This window comes from Flavobacterium sp. 2 (genome assembly GCF_049949195.1).
Taxonomy (GTDB): domain Bacteria; phylum Bacteroidota; class Bacteroidia; order Flavobacteriales; family Flavobacteriaceae; genus Flavobacterium.
On the sequence record NZ_CP188206.1, the window covers coordinates 4,267,484 to 4,288,350 of the forward strand.

General features: G+C 35.1%; 12 protein-coding genes. All 12 read left to right on the top strand.

What is annotated here, in order from left to right:
- Positions 1-143: 143 nt before the first annotated feature.
- Positions 144-2,735, top strand: coding sequence for a glycosyl hydrolase 115 family protein (locus ACNFIH_RS18750; RefSeq protein WP_426484286.1), 2,592 nt, complete (start codon positions 144-146; stop codon positions 2,733-2,735).
- Between the two features lie 170 nt (positions 2,736-2,905).
- Positions 2,906-4,015, top strand: coding sequence for an endo-1,4-beta-xylanase (locus ACNFIH_RS18755; RefSeq protein WP_426484287.1), 1,110 nt, complete (start codon positions 2,906-2,908; stop codon positions 4,013-4,015).
- A 222-nt stretch (positions 4,016-4,237) separates the two neighbouring features.
- Entirely contained in the window at positions 4,238-5,671 is a 1,434-nt protein-coding gene (locus tag ACNFIH_RS18760; RefSeq protein WP_426484288.1) for an MFS transporter, read from the top strand.
- A gap of 30 nt (positions 5,672-5,701) precedes the next feature.
- Positions 5,702-6,727, top strand: a complete 1,026-nt coding sequence (locus ACNFIH_RS18765; RefSeq protein WP_426484289.1) for a glycoside hydrolase family 43 protein — start codon at positions 5,702-5,704, stop codon at positions 6,725-6,727.
- A 521-nt stretch (positions 6,728-7,248) separates the two neighbouring features.
- On the top strand, positions 7,249-8,256 hold the full coding sequence (locus tag ACNFIH_RS18770; protein ID WP_426484290.1) for a GntR family transcriptional regulator: 1,008 nt from the start codon (positions 7,249-7,251) through the stop codon (positions 8,254-8,256).
- Positions 8,257-8,258: 2 nt separating this feature from the next.
- Positions 8,259-9,740, top strand: coding sequence for a xylulokinase (locus tag ACNFIH_RS18775; protein ID WP_426484291.1), 1,482 nt, complete (start codon positions 8,259-8,261; stop codon positions 9,738-9,740).
- A gap of 8 nt (positions 9,741-9,748) precedes the next feature.
- Positions 9,749-11,074: a xylose isomerase gene (gene xylA, locus ACNFIH_RS18780; protein ID WP_426484292.1), complete on the top strand. Its 1,326-nt coding sequence runs from the start codon at positions 9,749-9,751 to the stop codon at positions 11,072-11,074.
- A 370-nt stretch (positions 11,075-11,444) separates the two neighbouring features.
- Complete coding sequence (fsa, locus tag ACNFIH_RS18785; protein ID WP_426484293.1) at positions 11,445-12,101, top strand: fructose-6-phosphate aldolase; 657 nt, start codon at positions 11,445-11,447, stop codon at positions 12,099-12,101.
- Between the two features lie 26 nt (positions 12,102-12,127).
- A complete protein-coding gene (locus ACNFIH_RS18790; RefSeq protein ID WP_426484294.1) occupies positions 12,128-13,102 on the top strand; it encodes an aldose epimerase family protein in 975 nt (324 codons plus the stop codon).
- 625 nt (positions 13,103-13,727) lie between these two features.
- A complete protein-coding gene (locus tag ACNFIH_RS18795) occupies positions 13,728-16,739 on the top strand; it encodes a SusC/RagA family TonB-linked outer membrane protein (protein ID WP_426484295.1) in 3,012 nt (1,003 codons plus the stop codon).
- A gap of 11 nt (positions 16,740-16,750) precedes the next feature.
- Positions 16,751-18,682, top strand: coding sequence for a RagB/SusD family nutrient uptake outer membrane protein (locus tag ACNFIH_RS18800; protein WP_426484296.1), 1,932 nt, complete (start codon positions 16,751-16,753; stop codon positions 18,680-18,682).
- 238 nt (positions 18,683-18,920) lie between these two features.
- Positions 18,921-20,840 (top strand): sialate O-acetylesterase, encoded by a 1,920-nt coding sequence (locus ACNFIH_RS18805; RefSeq protein WP_426484297.1) that lies wholly within the window; start codon positions 18,921-18,923, stop codon positions 20,838-20,840.
- Positions 20,841-20,867 lie beyond the last annotated feature (27 nt).

Consider the following 20,867-nt stretch of genomic DNA (forward strand, 5'->3'; position numbering starts at 1 on the left):
GCCCTGTTTGTCATTCCGAGGAACGAGGAATCTCCGCGAGAAGCTCTACAAAGCTTGACGACATTCTGTGAGGAGTTACTTGTGGAGATTCCTCGTTCCTCGGAATGACAAAACTGAGCGTAAAAGCTAAAAACTATATTTCTATGTATTTAAAAAATAAAATAGCATCCATAATTTCTCTGCTTTTCCTAATCGGATTAAGCACAAAATCATATGCCATAAATCCAGAGAAATATATAGTAAATCAGGCTTCTGCTAAAAATTTCCCTTTGGTTTCAAAAGGAAAAATAGCTTCAATTTTGGTTGACGATAAAGATTATGCAGGAGTTTTAAAAGTAACAGGACATTTAGAAAACGATCTTTTTAAAGTTTCCGATTTGCATTCGAAGAGAATAAAAAAGATTTCAGAAGCAGATAATTTTGTTGTCATAATTGGAACTTTAGGAAAAAGCGAAATCATTGATCAATTAGCCAAAGAAGGAAAAATTGATGCCAATCAGCTTCAGGGAAAATGGGAAAAATTTATCACGCAAATTGTTGAAAATCCGTTTAAAGGAATAAAAAAAGCCTTGGTAATTGCAGGTTCAGATAAAAGAGGAACAATTTACGGAATCTACGATTTGTCAAGCCAAATTGGCGTTTCACCTTGGTATTTCTGGGCAGATGTTCCGGTTAAAAAACAATCAGAATTACATGTTTTGCCTGGAATTCATTCGCAAGGCGAACCAAAAGTAAAGTATCGCGGTATTTTTATTAATGATGAAGCGCCTGCATTAACAGGCTGGGCTTTTGAAAAATTTGGCGGATTCAATTCGAAATTTTATGACAATGTTTTTGAATTGATTTTAAGAATGAAAGGCAATTATTTATGGCCAGCGATGTGGGGAAGAATGTTTTATGTGGATGATCCTCAGAATGCAGTTTTGGCTGATGAATACGGAATTGTAATGGGAACTTCGCATCATGAACCGTTAACGAGAGCGCACGCTGAATGGGGAAAAGAAAAAGGAAAATGGGATTTTAATACCAATTCAGAAACCTTGATTAATTTCTGGAAAGACGGAATTAAACGAATGGGAAATAAAGAAACCATCGTTACAATTGGAATGCGAGGTGACGGTGATGAACCTATGACTCAAGGAACTGCAATTGGGCTTTTAGAAAATATAGTAAAAACACAGCGAAATATTATTCAGGAAGTTACTAAAAAGCCAATTGAAGAAACACCACAAATGTGGGCGCTTTATAAAGAAGTTCAGGATTATTACGACAAAGGAATGACGGTGCCCGATGACGTAACACTTTTATTGTGTGATGATAACTGGGGAAATATCCGCAAACTACCGGAACTGAATGCAAAACCAAGAAAAGGCGGTTACGGAATTTATTATCATTATGATTATGTTGGCGGTCCGCGAAATTATAAATGGATCAACACCAACCAAATCGAGCGCACCTGGGAACAAATGGACTTGGCGTATCAACACGGAGTTGATAAAATCTGGATTGTAAATGTGGGTGATATAAAACCAATGGAATTTCCAATTGAGTTTTTCCTTGATATGGCTTGGAACCCAGAAAAATTCAATGCCGGAAATTTACAAGATTATTATGTGAATTGGGCAAAAGAGAATTTCGGAAATCAGTTTACTGGAGAAATTGCGGAGATTTTAAAATTATATACCAAATATAATTCTCGTAGAAAACCTGAATTATTAGATGAGAAAACGTATAGCATCACAAATTATAACGAAGCAGATCGAGTTGTAGCTAATTATCAAAAATTGGTCAAAAAAGCCAATGCAATAAACGAGAAATTGAAGCCTGAATATAAAGATGCTTATTATCAGTTGGTTTTATTTCCGGTTTTGGCAAGTGCCAATTTGAATGAATTGTATGTCGCGACGGCTAAAAATCATTTATATGCAGAGCAGGGAAGAGCTTCGGCAAATGATTATGCTGAAAAAGTAAAATCATTATTTGAAAAAGATAGTCTATTGACGAACTATTATCATACCAAAGTAGCGAACGGTAAATGGAATCACATGATGTCACAGACGCATATTGGTTATACAAATTGGCAACAACCGGATAAAAATGTGATTCCAAAAACAAAAACAGTTGAGGTTTCAAATAAAGCCGAAGCGAAAACTTCTGCGAAGGCGGAAACATCAATTAAAAAAAATAGAGATTTAAGTAATGCTCGTGGTTTTGTGGAGGACAACGGTTATATTTCGATAGAAAGTAAAAACTATTCTAAAGCAATAAATTCAGATTCAGTAAAATGGACTGTAATCCCAAATCTTGGAAAAACAGATTCTGGAATAACAATAAAACCTTCGAATGTTCAGTCGATTGAAATTTCAGAGCAATCACCAAGATTAGAATATGATGTTCATTTTTTCAGCAAGGGAAAGATAAAAGTAAACGCCTATTTTTCGCCAACAATCAATTTTAAAAACGGTGATGGTTTAAAATATGGAATTGCTTTCGATTCGGAAAAACCGCAAATTATGAACCTCAATGCAGATTCTTCAGAAAAAGCTTGGGCGTCATCGGTTGCAAATAATATTAAAATAATTACATCGGAACATCAAATTGAAAAATCAGGAAATCACGTTTTGAAAATTTATGCGATCGATCCGGCTTTGGTGCTTCAGAAAATTGTAATTGAAACAGAAGAAGGAAAAGTTCTGGAGTCGTATTTAGGACCGCCGGAGAGTTTTAGGAAGTAATAATATGCAAAGTTTGTCATTCCGAGGAACGAGGAATCTCCGCAAGAAACTCTACAAAGATTGGATTTTCGTGACGGAGCTACTTACGGAGATTCCTCGTTCCTCGGAATGACAAGATTGCGATAATCTTCTAAGAGATAAAAAAACTATTAACTATTAAACCAAAAAATATGAAATTTATTAACCCTTATGTATTTGCCGCCGCAACGTTGCTGATGGTAAGCTGTTCTTCAAAAAAAGAAACGCTGTCGTTAAAAGATGCTTATAAAAACGATTTCTATATCGGAACGGCTTTAAGTGCAGACCAAATTCAAGAAAAGAACACAAAAGAAGATTCATTGATTAAAAAAGAGTTTAATGCGATTACGGCAGAAAATATCATGAAATCAATGTTTGTGCATCCGCAAAAGGATAAGTATGATTTTACATTGGCAGATAAATTTGTAGCGTACGGAGAAAAAAATAAAATGTTTATTCACGGTCATACTTTGATTTGGCATAGCCAATTAGCGCCTTGGATGGAAAAAATAAAAGACAGTACAGAAATGAAGGCTTTTATGAAAGATCATATCACGACAATAGTTTCTAAATACAAAGGAAGAATTGGTTCGTGGGATGTTGTAAATGAAGCTTTAAACGAAGATGGAACTTTAAGAAAGTCAGTATTTTTGAATACGCTTGGAGAGCAATATTTAATTGATGCTTTCAAATTAGCGGCAAAAGCAGATCCAAAAGTAGATTTATATTACAACGACTATAATATTGAAGATCCTGCAAAAAGAGCTGGAGCTATCGCTTTAATCAAAAAAATAAAAGCTGCAGGTGGAAAAGTTGATGGAGTTGGAATTCAAGGACATTGGCGATTAGCAAGTCCGTCAATAGAAGAAATCGAAAAAAGTATTTTGGAATATTCGGCATTAGGAATTAAAGTAGCTTTTACAGAATTGGATATTACGGTCTTGCCAAATCCATGGGATTTAAAAGGTGCTGATGTAAATCAGAACTTTGAAGGAAGTGAAAAAATGAATCCATATCCAAAAGCATTGCCTGATTCGATTCAGAATAAATTGGCAGAGAGATATGCTTCTATTTTTAAATTATTTTTAAAACATAAAGACAAAATCAGCAGAGTTACTTTTTGGGGAGTTCATGACGGACAATCATGGCTAAATGACTGGCCTATAAAAGGAAGAACAAATTATCCGCTTCCATTTGATACTCAGTTGAAACATAAAAAAGCATACGATAGCATTCTTCAGCTTAAAGCAAAAAAAGAATAAAAAAGACTGCGAATTCTATTTATTGAGAATGCTAACTGATTGTTTTTCTGAAAATAATGCAATTAAACAAAGTAAATTTGGATGGTATATTTTTTTTACTAAATTTACACAACCGATTGCTTAAGTGAAAAGCTTTTGAAATCAGTATAAGAGCTAACTGAAATGATCGATTTTTTATAAGAATTGATTGTAAAAATTAACCACAATAACCACGAACCAATAATGAATTTTAATTCCCAAAAATTATCCATAAAAGAAAAAATTGGATATAGCTTAGGTGATCTTGCTGCAAATTTAGTTTTTCAGACCTTGATGACTTATCTGGCGTATTTTTATACCGATATTTACGGATTATCGCCTGCACATTCTTCTATAATAATGTTGGTTGTCGGTTTGATTGCCGCTTTTATTTTTAATCCAATTATTGGTGTGCTCGCAGATAGAACGAGTACCAAATGGGGAAAATTCAGACCTTGGATTTTATGGACAGCTGTACCATTGGGAGTAATTGCATTGTTGGCATTTACAACTCCAAATTTCTCCTACCAGGGAAAAGTGATTTATGCAGTCGTAACTTATAGTTTATTATTGCTTTTCTATGCAGGAAATAATTTGCCTTATTCAGCCTTAAGTGGTGTAATTACAGGCGATATGGGTGAAAGAAACAGTATGTCATCCTACCGTTTTGTGGCAGTTATGTTTGCGCAGTTTTTTGTTCAGGTTTTTATGCTTGGAATTATAAAAAGTGCCGGAAATGGCGATAAAGCTGTTGGTATTGAAAAAGTAATGACAGTTTTAGCGATTATCGGAACCATCATGCTTTTAATCACCTTTTTGACAACAAAAGAAAGAATTATTCCTAAGCCGGAACAAAAATCAAGTGTAAAAGAAGATTTAAGTGATTTGGTCAAAAACAGACCATGGGTAATCATGCTTTCGCTTACAACTTTGGTTTTTATAACACTTGCAATGAAAGGTGGATCATATGTCTATTATTTTGAAAACTATGTTGATAAAGAGCAATTAGCGGTTTTTATTCAGCCTATTTTAGATACTTTGTCGAATATTGGGTTGAATTATTTTGGGAGTGATCCTGTATCAGCTGGATTTGGATTGTTTAATGCCGGCGGAATTATCTTTATGATAGTCGGAATTACCTTGTCTAAAAGTCTTGCGGATAAATACGGAAAGCGAAATGTGTTCGGTTTATTTTTATTCATTTCAACGCTTTTTGTTATTGCTTTTTATTTCTTTCCGTCAACATCAATCAGCTTCATGTTTTTCTCTCAAATTTTGCATGGATTTTTCTACGGAATAACGATCCCAATTCTTTGGGCAATGATCGCCGATGTTGCCGATTATTCTGAATGGCTTAATAACCGCCGTGCAACTGCCATTATTTTTTCAGCCATGATGGTTGGTTTAAAAGCAGGTTTAAGCATTGGAGGCGCTTTGACAACTTCATTATTAGGATATTTTAATTACGTGCCAAATGCTGCACAACAGACAGATATAGCGATAAACGGAATAAAACTACTGGTTAGCATTTTTCCAGCTATCCCTTTCCTTATTGGCGTAGGATTATTGTTTTTCTACAAAATCGACAAGAAAATGGAAGTGCAAATTGAATCAGATTTAAAAGAAAGAAGAGTTTAATGTATTAAAGAAAATTTAAAAAAAGAGAATATGCCTGAAGATAGCATTGAAAACATTGACTTTGCCGCGCTAGATAAGCGTGCAATTTCAAATCCCTTAGTTAATCATATTTATACCGCTGATCCATCGGCACACGTTTTTAACGGCAAAATATATATTTATCCATCGCATGATATTGATGCGGGAATTCCATTTAACGACAATGGAGATCATTTCGGAATGGAAGATTATCATGTTATTTCGATGGAAAATGTTGATGCAGAAGCTATAGATCACGGCGTAGCCTTACATGTTGATGATGTTCCCTGGGCTGTTCGACAAATGTGGGCGCCAGATGCGGCTTGTAAAAATGGCAAGTATTATTTGTATTTTCCGGCAAAACGCGCAGACGGAATTTTTCAGATTGGTGTTGCAATAAGTGATTCTCCAACAGGGCCATTTAAGTCAGAACTAAATGCTATAAAAGGAAGCTACAGTATTGATCCAGCAGTTTTTGAGGATAATGACGGAAAGTTTTATATTTATTTTGGAGGAATTTGGGGCGGTCAACTTCAAAAATATCGAAACAATATATATGATAAATCGAATGAAGAGCCAAAGGCAAGTGAAGAAGCTTTAGGGCCAATCGTAGCTTTGCTTTCGGATGATATGAAAGAGTTTGCCGAAGAACCGAAAGAAATCAAAATTTTAGATGAAAATGGAAATGCTTTATTAGCCGGTGATAACGATCGTCGTTTTTTTGAAGCTTCATGGGTTCATAAATACAACGGAAAATATTATTTCTCTTATTCAACGGGCGATACGCATTTTATTTGTTATGCAATTGGAGACAATCCGTACGGGCCTTTTGTTTACAAAGGACGTATTTTGAATCCAGTTGTGGGTTGGACTTCGCATCATTCTATTTGCGAAATTGAAAATGAATGGTATTTGTTTTATCATGATTCGAGTTTGTCAAAAGGAGTTACACATTTGAGGTCTATAAAAGTGACTAAAATTGAATATAATGAAGATGGTTCGATTGTAACAATTGATCCTTATAATAAAGAAGATTAAACAAGACGATTTTCAAAATTAATTTTAAGATGATTGACTTAAGAACAGCTGGTTTAAAAATTAAAGTATTAACCTTTTCTATGGTTAGTGTATTAGCATGTAAAAAAATTTTCCTGAAACCACAACCGGTTGTTCAAAAAGATGTTATTGTTTTTAATAGGTTTAATTATCAAAGAAGAGATCATTCGTCTGCGAATATTTTTAAATCAAAAGAAGGATTATTTGTAGACAACGTTTTTCCGTTCAATTTGTCATTTCGAATTTCTAAAACGAAATGACAAAGGTGCGGTAAATAATACTGTAATTTCTTTTGAAAACAGTTTGCGTGAGGGATAGAAGTGGAAAGCCCATCTCGTCTTTTGACGAGACGAGGACTTGCAACGGATAGCCCGGTTCGCCGCGGCGAAACATGCCCAAATTAGTAAACATAACATACTAAAAATTAACAATTTTAATATAAAAAATAATTTTTTATAAAATATTTTTAGCTACTTTAGCATAACAGAACGGAACAGAACGGTATGCTAAAAGAAGAAGAAAAATTTGAGTTTATAATTAATCACGAAAGTGATATTCCGAAGTATCAACAGTTGGTTGACGGAATTACAAATGCTATTGCCGAGAATATTTTACAAAAGGGAGATTTGCTTCCGTCAGTGAATGTAATCTGCAAAACGTATCAGCTTTCTAGAGACACGGTTTTTAAGGCTTATACGATTTTAAAAGATCAAAATACGATTGAGTCTGTGCCAAATAAAGGATATTATGTTTCTGGCGAAACGAGAAAAGTGCTTTTGGTTTTAGACACTTTTAAGGCGTATAAAGAGGTTTTGTACCATTCGTTTGTCAATAATCTGCCGGATAATGTGATTACTGATGTGCAGTTTCATCATTATAATATTGATGTTTTTAAAACGATCATCAATAACGGAATTGGGAAGTATTACAAATATGTGGTGATGAATTTTGATCACAAGGAAATTGCTCCGGCTTTGTCGGCGATTTCAAAAGATAAATTGCTTTTGATTGACTGGAATATTCAGGCAGATAAAACGAATAATTATGTTTTTCAGGATTTTGGAAAAGCGTTTTATGAGTCTTTGACAGAAGCGGCTGATTTGTTTAAAAAGTATAAAAAGATACAATTTGTGTATCCGGATTTTACCAATCACCCGAAGGAAACGGTTGATTTTTTCAAGAAATTCTGTGCTGATTTCGGTTTTGAATATGAGATTGTAACAGATCCTAAAAAGTTCAATATTGAAAAAGGAATCGCATATATAAGTGTAAGTGACAGGATTTTAGGATACTTTTTAGAGCAATGCAAAGAAAAGGATTTTGAACCCGGAAAAGATGTTGGTTTTTTGTCGTATAACGAAACGCCAATGAAGAAATTTATATACAAAGGAATTTCAGTTGTATCAACTGATTTTAAGGAATTAGGAACCAAAGCAGCGGCATTTATTACGCATGACGAAGAAACGAAGTGTTATGTGCCGACAAAATTAATAATAAGAGAATCATTGTAAGTATGTATTATATCGGATATGATATTGGAAGTTCTTCGGTCAAGGCAGCCTTGGTTGAAGCTGAAACGGGTAAAAAAGTAATCGTTTTGAATGAACCGCAGAACGAAATGGAAATCTTGTCGATTCACCCGGACTGGGCAGAACAGGATCCTGAAATCTGGTGGCAGCACATTTGTACGGCAACCAAAAGAGCGATTCGCGAAGCTAATATTGATGCATCGAAAATTCAGGGAATTGGAATTTCGTATCAAATGCACGGATTGGTGATTGTGGATAAAGGCGGAAATGCGCTTCGAAATTCAATTATTTGGTGTGACAGCCGTGCGGTTGAAATTGGTAATACCGCTTTCGCCGAAATTGGAGAACAAAAATGTATGGAGCATTTAATGAATTCTCCGGGAAATTTTACAGCTTCAAAGCTAAAATGGGTGAAAGAAAATGAGCCTGAAGTTTACAATAAAATTGATAAATACATGCTTCCGGGAGATTATATCACTTTGAAATTGACAGGCGAAGTAACGACAACTAAAAATGGTTTGTCTGAAGGAATGCTTTGGGATTATAAAGAAAATAAAGTAGCCGATTGGCTTTTGGATTACTACGGAATCGATCAGTCATTAACGCCAAAAATTGTAGAGAATTTTACGAATCAAGGTGTTGTTACAGATAAAGCTTCTGCGGAATCCGGTCTTCCGGCAGGAATTCCGATTGTTTACAGAGCGGGAGATCAGCCGAATAATGCTTTGGCTTTGAATGTTTTGAATCCGGGAGAAGTGGCGGCAACGGGCGGAACTTCGGGAGTATTTTATGCGGTAAGCGAAATGTCGTCTGGAAAAAGTACGAGAGTAAACAATTTCGTTCACGTAAACTACGAACTGAAAACGCCGAGAGTTGGTAAACTTTTAAATATTAACGGAGCAGGAATTCAGTACAGATGGCTTCGTAATAATATGGGAAATGAAAGTTATGAAGCAATGAATGAAAAAGCTTCTAATATTGAAGTAGGTTCAGAAGGAGTTGTTGTGATTCCGTTTGGAAATGGCGCTGAGCGTATGTTCAATAATAAAAACATCGGAACTCATTTTTTAAACCTCAACTTGAATATTCATAATAGTGCGCATTTGTTTAGAGCTTCTTTAGAAGGAATTGCGTTTTCGTTTGTATACGGAATGGAATGTTTAAAGGATGATAATGCGACAATTAATGTGATTAGAGCCGGAAATGATAATCTTTTCCGTTCGGAGATTTTCTCCAATACTGTGGCGACTTTAATTGGTCACGAAATTGAAATTTATAATACAACCGGAGCAGTTGGAGCAGCAAGAGCTGTTGGTTTAAAAGATGGTGATTATAGCAAATTTGGAGCTAATGTTAGCGACAACGATCATGTAATGACTTTTTTGCCGCTCCACAATGCAGCACCTTATGAAGCTGCTTACCAGAAATGGAAACAAGAATTAGAATTAATATTAACAACTAAATAAAAGAACAAATGATAGTTTTAGGAGATAAAGAATACTACAAAGGTATTGGCCAAATAAAATTTGAAGGAAAAGAATCTGATAATCCGTTGGCATTTAAATATTACAATCCAGAGCAGGTTGTAGCTGGAAAAACAATGCGTGAGCACTTTAAATTTGCGATCGCATATTGGCACACGTTCTGCGGACAAGGAAGCGATCCATTCGGACCAGGAACACAGCAATTTGCTTGGGATCAATCATCAGATCCGTATCAGGCTGCAAAAGATAAGGCAGATGCTGCTTTTGAATTTATCAGCAAAATGGGATTCGATTATTTCTGTTTCCACGATTACGATTTGATTGCTGAAGGATCAACTTTCGCAGAATCAGAAAAACGTTTAGCATTCATTACAGATTACTTAAAACAGAAAAAAGCAGATTCTGGAATAAAATTGCTTTGGGGAACTTCAAACTGTTTCTCAAACCCAAGATTCATGAACGGAGCCGCTACAAATCCTGATTTTAATGTAGTAGCAAGAGCTGGAGGGCAAGTAAAATTAGCGCTTGATGCAACAATTGCTTTAGGCGGCGAAAACTATGTGTTTTGGGGTGGTAGAGAAGGTTATATGTCTTTACTAAATACAGATATGGGAAGAGAATTAGACCACATGGCGCAATTCCTTACAATGTCTAGAGATTACGCAAGATCTCAAGGTTTTAAAGGAACTTTCTTTATTGAGCCAAAACCAATGGAGCCATCAAAACACCAATACGATTTTGACTCGGCAACAGCAATTGGATTCTTGAAAGAATACGGTTTAGATAAAGATTTCAAAATTAATATCGAGGTAAACCATGCTACATTGGCACAACATACTTTCCAACACGAATTAGAAGTTGCTGCAAAAGCGGGAATGTTAGGAAGTATCGATGCGAACAGAGGTGATTATCAAAACGGTTGGGATACAGACCAGTTCCCAAACAATATCCAAGAAACTACTGAAGCAATGTTGGTTTTCTTAAAAGCTGGCGGATTGCAAGGTGGTGGAGTTAACTTTGATGCTAAAATCAGAAGAAATTCAACTGACTTAGAAGATGTTTTCTTAGCGCACATTGGTGGAGCTGATACTTTCGCAAGAGCTTTACTGACTGCAGATAAAATCATCACTTCTTCTCCTTACGAGAAATTAAGAACGGAAAGATACAGCTCTTTCGATTCTGGAAAAGGAAAAGATTTCGCTGAAGGAAAATTAAATCTTAAAGATCTTTATACTATCGCTCACGAAAATGGAGAATTAAATCTTCAAAGCGGTAAACAAGAATTGTTTGAAAACATCATCAATCAATATATTTAATTGATTAACAAGCTGTAGATACAGCTTTGCATAAAATAATTTTCGGTTTTGTGTGAGGTTACAAAATCGAAATGAAGATTGTTTTTTGTAGTTTTTCTTCTCTGGTGCATATTTGAAGGTTAGTTGATGCGCCAGAGAAAAATTTATTAATTAGTAAGTATGGCCGTTGGATGTTGAAGCGCTGACGGCCGTATATTAATTTTGTACTCAAAAAGATAGTTTTCTGCTGTCTTTTCAAAGCAATTTCTTTTGCTTTTTTATTTCAAATTAAAATATAATACCATTTTTTCTGTATTGAAGATTCATTTTGCTATGAATTGAAAATATAGAATTTCTTAATGAACTCTATTAACATAAAAACTAAAAAACCATGAAATTTTTTATTGACACAGCAAATTTAAATGATATTAAAGAAGCTCAAGCTTTGGGCGTTTTAGACGGCGTAACAACAAATCCGTCGTTAATGGCAAAAGAAGGAATTACCGGAAAAGCCAATATTTTGAAACATTATCTGGATATCTGCAATATTGTAGATGGCGACGTTTCGGCAGAAGTAATTTCGACAGATTTTGACGGAATGATCAGAGAAGGCGAGGAACTTGCGGCTTTGCATCCACAGATTGTGGTAAAATTGCCAATGATTGCTGACGGAATTAAAGCATGTAAATATTTTTCGGATAAAGGAATCAGAACAAATGTGACTTTGGTATTCTCTGCTGGACAAGCGCTTTTAGCAGCAAAAGCGGGTGCGACTTATGTTTCGCCGTTTTTAGGAAGATTAGATGATATTTCTACTGACGGAATGCATCTTATTGCTGAAATCAGAGAAATTTATGATAATTATGCTTTTAATACACAAATCCTTTCGGCATCTGTGCGACATACAATGCACGTAATTAATTGTGCCAAAGTAGGTTCAGATGTTATGACCGGACCATTATCAGCAATTAAAGGTTTATTGAAACATCCTCTTACTGATATTGGTTTGAACCAATTTATAGAAGATGCTAAAAAAATGAATTTATAAGATTTTAAAATCTGTTGAGCATCAAAATGGAAAAATTAGAAGTAATTACAATCAAAAATAACAGCGCTCTGGAAATGACAATTTCAAATTTTGGAGCAACAGTAATTGGGCTGAAAGTTAAAAATTCAAAAGGCGAAATCTATGACGTTGCAGCAGGTTTGAAAAATGCTTCTGATTATCTTGAAGCGCCTTATTCAAATGTAAAACTATTTTTAGGATCAAGTATCGGTAGATATGCTGGCAGAATTTCTGGTGGTGAATTTATGATTGATGATGTTGTTTATAAGATCGAAAATGAAAACGGTGTTCATCTTCACGGAGGAGAAAATGGCTTTTTCAAAAAGTTTTGGTCGGTAAAAGAAGTGGCTGATGATTTTGTGGTGTTATCCTATCTGAGCAAAAATAATGAAGAAGGTTATCCTGGGGATTTAAATGTCGAAGCACGATTTGAGTTGACTCCAGAAAACGAAGTCAAAATAACTTATACTGCAAATACTGATTTGTCAACTCCTGTGAATTTGACAAGCCATGTTTATCTTAACTTAAACGGAAAAGGTTCTGTTTTAGATCACGAACTTCAAATCAACAGTGATTTTCATTTGGATGTTGATTCGCAATTACTTCCAACAGGAAAATTAAATAAATCGGAAGGAACTACTTTTGATAGAAATCAAAAAACTAAAATCAAAAGAGAAGATTTTAAAGGTTTTGATGATACTTTTGTATTTAATGAAAAGCAGCTAAAAGCATCTTTATCTTCTGCAGAAAGCGAGATTAATATGGATATTTTTTCGAATCAGCCGGCAATGGTTGTTTATACTCCCGAAAAATTTCCTGACTTACCATTTTCAAATAATAATCAATTTGGAACTTTCCCTGCTATTTGTTTTGAACCACAAAATTTTCCAGATGCTCCAAATAAAAACCATTTTCCAAATTCAATTTTGAGAGTAGGTGAAAACTATTTAAACGAAATGATTTTCGCATTTACTTTTAAATAAATTAGACTCAAATAAAAATTTAAAGCTTCTTTTTTCAAAAGAAGCTTTTTTTATTGTTTTATGCAAGCGATTGTGTGAAAAACGATTCCTTTTTCTGGCAAAATAAAAACTTGATTTTGATTCTTATTTTAATCATAAATAGTCGTTTAGGATTATTTTTTAAATTGTATAAAGTACACTTATTTTTATATGTTTTTTATTAATGTTAAAATGCTGTAAGTCTTAGTTTTATTGAGTTTTGTGAAATTATTAGTTATTATTGAAAATTAATTAATATAGACTTAAATGTTTTGTTAAAAAAGAAGTTTTGTTGCTAATCATTTAATTATTTGGCTTTAAAATTATTCAGTATTTAATTTAAGTGGTAATTTTTTTTGGTATAAATAAAAAAATAATACACAACCGGTTGTGTGATTTGAAATTTTATATATATTTGTTAAAGAAATGCAAAAACATATGCTTTTAATCTTGTACAAAGCACATGATTTTGCTTCATGATTCTAAACTAACTTAATCTATATATTAACTATCTAACTTAATTTTTATGACTGACTTTTTTACAATTAAAAGCAAATCAAAGCTCCTAAAGTGTTTGGGGTTTTTATCCTTAATGTTTCTGTTTTCTGTGAGTGCCACAGCTCAGAGTACAGTTACGGGAGTTGTATCTGACGCAAATGGACCAATTCCAGGAGCTAATGTGACTGTTAAAGGCACTAAAAACAGTGTCGCTACAGGTTTTGACGGAAATTATTCTATTGCTAACGTGCCTTCAAATGGTGTTTTAGTATTTACTTTTTTAGGTTTAAAGGATAAAGAAATTCCTGTTGGAGGAAAGAATAAAATAAATGCAGTTTTAGAAGAAAACCAGAATAACCTACAGGAAGTTGTAGTTATCGGTTACGGTACACAACGAAAAGAAGCCGTAACAGGTTCTGTTTCTTCTATAAAAGGAGATGTAATTCGTGAAGTGCCGTCAGCGAATATCACACAGGCCTTGCAAGGGCGTTTAGCGGGTGTGCAAATGAATCAAACATCATCTAAGCCAGGATCAGAAATGCAAATTCGTATTAGAGGTACACGTTCTTTAACAGCAGATAATAATCCACTTGTTGTATTAGATGGAGTGCCATTTGCAGGATCAATTGGTGATATCAGTCCAGATAATATTAAAAGTATTGATATCTTAAAAGATGCTTCGGCAACAGCAATTTACGGATCTCGTGGTGCTAATGGTGTTATTTTGATTTCAACTAATAAAGGACTAAAAGGACAAAGAGCGAAGTTTTCATACAATACATACAGTGGTCTGAAAACCATTTTTGCTAAATTCCCAATGATGAACGGACCTGAATTTGTTGCTTTACGTAAAGCTGCTACACTTCCGGGAACAACTACTCCGCTTTATACAAATGGAGCAGATGAAGCTGACAATGTAAATACAGATTGGCAGGATTTAATGTATGGTGCAGGTTTAGTGACTAATCATGATGTTGGTGTTTCGGGTGGTACTGAAACGGGCAACTATAATTTTGGAACTAGTTATTACAAAGAAGAAGCAGTAGTGCCAGGGCAGGACTACAGCCGTATAACATTGAGAGCAGCTGTAGATCAGGCAATAGGACAGTACTTTAAAGTTGGTTTCACGACTAATAATAACTATTCTATTTCAAACGGCGGTAATTTAAGTCTTTATAATACTTTAAGTACAACTTCTATATCTAATCCATATAATGCAGATGGCTCTTTGAAAAGAACGGTTAAGATGCCATTAGATGAAAACTGGGTATATACGAGAGGAACTATAGAAAATTTGGGAGATAAATGGATCGATCAGACAAAAGCTTACAGTTCTTACAATACATTATACGGTGAAGTAAAAATTCCAGGTGTTGAAGGTTTAAAATTTCATTTAGATTTAGGAGGTAATTTCCGTACTACTAATGGAGGTCAATATACAGGAGAAGGAGTATTTAGTATTAATCCAACAACAGTTTCTACGGCTTCTGTAACAAATACTCTTAATACGAACTGGACGATTCAAAACTTACTAACATACGATCGTACTTTTGGAAAACATCAAGTGAATGCAGTTGCTATGTATTCATCTGAACAAACAACATACAACAAATCACAAATTTCCGCTAAAGATATTCCTTCAGACGATTTCCAATTTTACAATTTAGGAAGAGCGGCAGGTGAAATTTCGGTTAACCCAGATAATCAGGACTATCAACAAAGCGGATTGGTTTCTTACATGGCGCGTGCTATGTATTCTTATGACAATCGCTATATGCTAACAGCGACTGTTCGTTCTGACGCTTCTTCAAGACTTGCTAAAGGACATCAATGGCATACTTATCCTGCGGTTTCTGCTGGCTGGAATGTTAAAAATGAATCATTTATGCAAAATGTGAATTGGCTGGAGCAGTTAAAATTACGCGCAGGTTATGGTGAAACTTCTAACCAGGCAGTTGCTCCTTATTCTACATTAGGAAGTTTAGCTTCAAGACCATACAATTTTGGAGAGACAAATACAACAGGATATTATGTATCGACATTGCCTAATCCTGATTTAGGTTGGGAATATTCGACTACAGTGAATTATGGTGTTGATTTTGGCTTATTTAAAAACAGATTAACTGGTACATTTGAATATTATGTTACAGATACAAAAGATATTCTTTTAAGTGTTGGTTTGCCTCCAACAGCAGGTGTGGGAAGTTACACAGCAAATATTGGACAAACTCAAAATAAAGGTTATGAATTTACGCTTAACGGAACAATAATCGATAATGCAAATGGTTGGTCGTGGGATGCTGGTGTTAACTTCTATTCAAACAAAAATAAGCTTGTAGCGCTATCTTCAGGACAGACTCGTGACGAAAACAACTGGTGGTTTGTTGGTCATCCAATTGATGTAATCTTTGATTATGAAAAAACAGGACTTTGGCAACAAGGAGATGCAAATCTTACTAAATATGAGCCAGGAGGAAATGTTGGTATGATTAAAGTAAAATATACAGGAGATTTTAACGCAGATGGTTCACCAACAAGACAAATTGGACCTGCAGATAGACAAATCATAGATGTAAATCCTGATTTCCTTGGAGGTTTCAATACTCGCGTAGCTTATAAAAACTTAGATCTTAGTGTAGTGGGAGCTTTCCAAAGCGGAGGAGTTTTGATCAGTACACTTTACTCTTCAACAGGTTACTTAAATATGTTAAGTGGTCGTAGAGGAAATGTGGAAGTAGACTATTGGACACCAGAAAATACAGATGCAAAATATCCAAGACCAGGCGGAATTTCAAGTAATGATAATCCAAAATACGGATCTACTTTAGGATACTTTGATGCTTCTTATGTTAAAATCCGTACAATCACCCTTGGTTATAATATTACTGAAAAATTCATTAAGGATTTAGGAGTTGATAGATTTCGTTTGTACTGCACAGTGCAGAATCCATTCGTAATTTATTCACCTTACCACAAAGAAACGGGTATGGATCCTGAAACCAACTCATACGGTAACGAAAATGCTGCAGTAACTGATTTCTACAAAAGACGTTTACTGACATTAGGAACAAACACTCCTTCAACTCGTACCTTTTTGCTTGGCCTTAATTTAACATTTTAAAAAAGATAACAATGAAACCTATACAAATAAAAACTTTTATGGCAACAGCGATGATAGCGCTGTTCCTGGGAGCATGTTCTAATGTTTTAGAAGAAGAGCCTCGCAGTATTTATACTCCTGAATATTTTAAAACCGAAAAAGGAGTTACGGCAGGATTGACTTCTATGTATGCACATTTACGTTATATTTACGGACAAGGTTATTACTACAATACAACTGAAACCGGAACTGATGAGGCAACTTATGCACAAAGTGCTGATGCCAATTTCAAAGATATGGATCTTTCTGGTGTTGGATCAATTACACCTTCTTCAAGCCGTGCAGATGCTTTATGGCAGCCGGCATTTATCAACATTAATACGGCAAGCGGAGTTATAGAAAATGCTACAGCAATTGGAACTGTTTCAAACGCAATGATTGCTGAAGCTAGATTCTTCCGTGCATTTGATTATTTCTTGTTAGTTCAGACTTTTGGCGGAGTGCCATTAGATTTGGGAGCGGGCGAACTTAAATTCAATACAAGTCCGTCAAGATTTTCGGTTAGAAATACAGTGCCACAAGTTTATACTAAAGCAATTTTTCCTGATTTAGTAACAGCAGTAAATGATTTACCAGATGTTGGAAGAGTAAAAGGTGGCGTAACTAAAACAGCTGCGAGACTTTATTTGGCTAAAGCTTATTTGACGTATGCATGGTGGTTGAAAAATCCAAACAATATTCCAACTTATCCTGAAACTACTCGTGTAGATCCAGACGGACACGATGCAGCTTGGTATTTTCAGAAAGCTTATGATGTAGCAGCAGCAGGAATTGATAGCCACGGTGCATTTGCATTGCAACCAACTTACTACGATGTAAACTTAGGAAGCAACGACCGCAATAGCGAAATTTTATTGTACGCTGATCACACAGAAAAAAGTGAATTTTTTAATGCCAGCAGTCTTACATTTTCGAATGGTAATGCTCCAGAAAATTTCGCAGTTTGGATGATGACGCCAAATTATACTGTTATCAGAAGTTCAGGTGTAAGTTCAGTACAGCGTGAAGCAGAGCAGCATTTAGGACGTCCATTTATTCGTATGTGTCCAACTATTGGCGCAATTGCGAATACATTTGCTGATAAAACAAACGATTCGCGTTATGATGGAACATTTACAACCGTATATCGTGGAAACTGGAATAAAGCAGGTATCACGACTCCAACTTTGAATAATGCAAACGGTTTACCAGTTGCTCCAGGAGGTGCAATTCTTTCTTTCTTAAATGCTGAAAATCCGGCTATTGTTTACGCTGCAGGAAATGGCCCAGAAGGTGGAGCTGTTGGTGCAGGAGTTTTGCCAGGAAGATCTGATTTTGTTATTGCTCCAAGCGGAATAAGCAGAATTATATATCCAGGTTTATGGAAATTAGGAACTTACAGAACAGATAACGGAACTGGACTTGGTTCTCCAAATGGAGCTAGTACTCGTCCTTATAATATTGCAAAATTATCAGAGCTTTATTTAATTGCTGCAGAAGCTGCTGTTATGGGAGCTGCTCCTCAAGGTGGAAAAAGTGCTAGAGAATTAGTAAATGTTTTACGTGCTCGTGCCGGAAAATGGAGATTTGATAACAATGGAAATGTAGCAAAATCAGCTGATAACAGTGCAGCAATGACTGCAGCAACACCGGCAGTTATTGATATTAATTATATTTTAGCAGAACGTTCTCGTGAATATTATGGTGAAGGATACCGCTGGTACGATTTGCTTCGTACTCAAAAATGGACAGAACTTTCAAGTTCGTACCAAATTTGTGGTCCGGCATACGGAAACCATACGCCACTTACAGTAGCTAGAGATATTAAACCGTATCATTATTTACGCCCAATTCCTCAAGTTCAATTTGATGCAATGATTATGACAGCCTCTGAAAAAGCGGCTTATCAAAATCCAGGCTACTAGGAGATGAAATCCTGATTTGCCCGAAATCAAATGATAAAACAGATCAAAGCAGCAATTAAGTTAGATAAAGTTGTAAGTAAGTGTTTATTTTACAGAATTGGTTAGAACTGCAAACAAATTTGTTTTATAAAAAAAGCCGAGAGTTGAGCCCTCTCGGCTTTTTGCCGTAAGATCTTGAGAGAGAATAATTATATTTAAAAAAGATTTCAGAATTAAAGCAGTAATATAAATCGTAAAAATGAGAAAAATACTAATTCTTATAACGGTGCTTTTTTACAGCACCATTTATTCTCAAATAAAACTTCCGAGGTTGATAAGTGACGGTATGGTTTTACAGCGCGATATGCCCGTAAAAATTTGGGGATGGGCATCGCCAAATGAAAAAATCGAAATAGACTTCAACAAAAAAAAGTTTCAGACTACAACTTCTCAAGATGGAAATTGGGTTATTACTTTGCCTTCTCAAAAAGCGGGGGGACCATATGAAATGACTTTGTCAGCCAGCAATACAATCGTTATCAAGAACATTTTATTTGGTGATGTTTGGCTTTGCTCCGGACAGTCGAACATGGAACTTCCTATGGAACGTGTAAAAGACAAATACAGAGATGTAATTGCAAAAGCAAATAACTCAGAAATCAGACAGTTTTTAGTGCCGGATCAATATGAGTTTGCAAAAGAAAATACTGATTTGTCAAGTGGTGAATGGAAAGAAGCAAACGCATCAAATATTTTGAGTTTTTCGGCTGTAGCTTATTTTTTTGCAAGCGAAATTTATGCAAAATATAAAGTTCCGATTGGATTAATCAACAGTGCTTTAGGAGGTTCTTCAGCTGAATCCTGGCTTAGCGCCGATGCCATTAAAAAATTTCCAGATTATGATGCCGAATACCAGAAATTCAAAGACGGAACTTTAGGTGCACAAATTGAAGCAAATGATAAAAAAGTCAGCACCGATTGGTATGCTGAAGTAAATCGTCAGGACGAGGGTTTGAAAAAACAATGGTCAAAAACAGATTTAGATGATATCGACTGGCCGGTTATGAATATTCCAGGATATTGGGGCGACTATACTTTAGAAAAAACGAATGGTGCAGTTTGGTTTAGAAAAGAAGTTAATTTATCAAATTTAAAAGCTTCTTCAGCTAAATTGATTTTGGGAAGAATTGTAGATGCCGATTCGGTTTATGTTAACGGAAATTTCGTTGGAACAACTTCGTATTTATATCCGCCTAGAAAATATTCTTTTGATCCAAAGTTTTTAAAAGAAGGAAAAAATGAAATTGCGATCAGAGTTATTAATAATTCGGGAAAAGGTGGTTTTGTTGAAGACAAACCTTACCAATTGATTTTAGATAAAGATTCCCTTGATTTAAAAGGGGAATGGAAATACAAATTAGGAGTAAAAATGGCTCCTTTGCCACCATCGACTTTCATTAGATGGAAACCTGTCGGACTTTATAATGCTATGATTGCACCTTTGAAAAATTACGCAATAAAAGGCGTTCTTTGGTATCAAGGAGAAGCAAGTACTAAAAAGCCTCAGGAATATGCAGCACTTATGGAAACCTTAATCACAAGCTGGAGAACAGAGTGGAAGCAGGGTGATTTTCCGTTTTTATATGTTCAGCTGGCAAATTTTATGGAACCAAAAACAGAACCAGCTGAAAGCAATTGGGCGGCTTTAAGACAACAGCAAAAAAATATTTTAGCTGTTCCAAATACAGGAATGGCAGTAATTATTGATTTAGGGGAATGGAATGACATTCATCCACTAAATAAATATGATGTCGGAAAAAGATTGGCTTTACAGGCAAGAAAAGTTGCTTATGGAGAAAAAAATATAGTTTCTTCAGGACCGCTTTTTAAATCAATGGAACAAAAAGGAAATCAACTTATGTTGTCTTTTACAGATACAGGAAGCGGATTAATAGCTAAGAATAACACAAGTTTGAAAGGTTTTGAAATCGCAGGAAGCGACGGAAAATTTATTTGGGCAAATGCTACGATCGAAGGAAATAAAATCAAAATTTGGAATGAGAATATTTCAAAACCGGTAAAAGTTCGATACGCTTGGGCAGATAACCCAATTGAGGCAAATTTATATAATAAAGAAAATTTACCAGCTTCGCCTTTTGAGGGAAGTTTAGACAAATAAAGATCAAAAAGAAAGCAGGATTTCAAA

What these genes read in the sequence shown, in the direction of transcription:
- fsa (WP_426484293.1), top strand. Translation starts at nt 11,445, where the DNA reads ATGAAATTTTTTATTGACACAGCAAATTTAAATGATATTAAAGAAGCT.
- ACNFIH_RS18755 (WP_426484287.1), top strand. Translation starts at nt 2,906, where the DNA reads ATGAAATTTATTAACCCTTATGTATTTGCCGCCGCAACGTTGCTGATG.
- ACNFIH_RS18765 (WP_426484289.1), top strand. Translation starts at nt 5,702, where the DNA reads ATGCCTGAAGATAGCATTGAAAACATTGACTTTGCCGCGCTAGATAAG.
- ACNFIH_RS18760 (WP_426484288.1), top strand. Translation starts at nt 4,238, where the DNA reads ATGAATTTTAATTCCCAAAAATTATCCATAAAAGAAAAAATTGGATAT.
- ACNFIH_RS18800 (WP_426484296.1), top strand. Translation starts at nt 16,751, where the DNA reads ATGAAACCTATACAAATAAAAACTTTTATGGCAACAGCGATGATAGCG.
- ACNFIH_RS18805 (WP_426484297.1), top strand. Translation starts at nt 18,921, where the DNA reads ATGAGAAAAATACTAATTCTTATAACGGTGCTTTTTTACAGCACCATT.
- ACNFIH_RS18790 (WP_426484294.1), top strand. Translation starts at nt 12,128, where the DNA reads ATGGAAAAATTAGAAGTAATTACAATCAAAAATAACAGCGCTCTGGAA.
- xylA (WP_426484292.1), top strand. Translation starts at nt 9,749, where the DNA reads ATGATAGTTTTAGGAGATAAAGAATACTACAAAGGTATTGGCCAAATA.
- ACNFIH_RS18750 (WP_426484286.1), top strand. Translation starts at nt 144, where the DNA reads ATGTATTTAAAAAATAAAATAGCATCCATAATTTCTCTGCTTTTCCTA.
- ACNFIH_RS18775 (WP_426484291.1), top strand. Translation starts at nt 8,259, where the DNA reads ATGTATTATATCGGATATGATATTGGAAGTTCTTCGGTCAAGGCAGCC.
- ACNFIH_RS18770 (WP_426484290.1), top strand. Translation starts at nt 7,249, where the DNA reads ATGCTAAAAGAAGAAGAAAAATTTGAGTTTATAATTAATCACGAAAGT.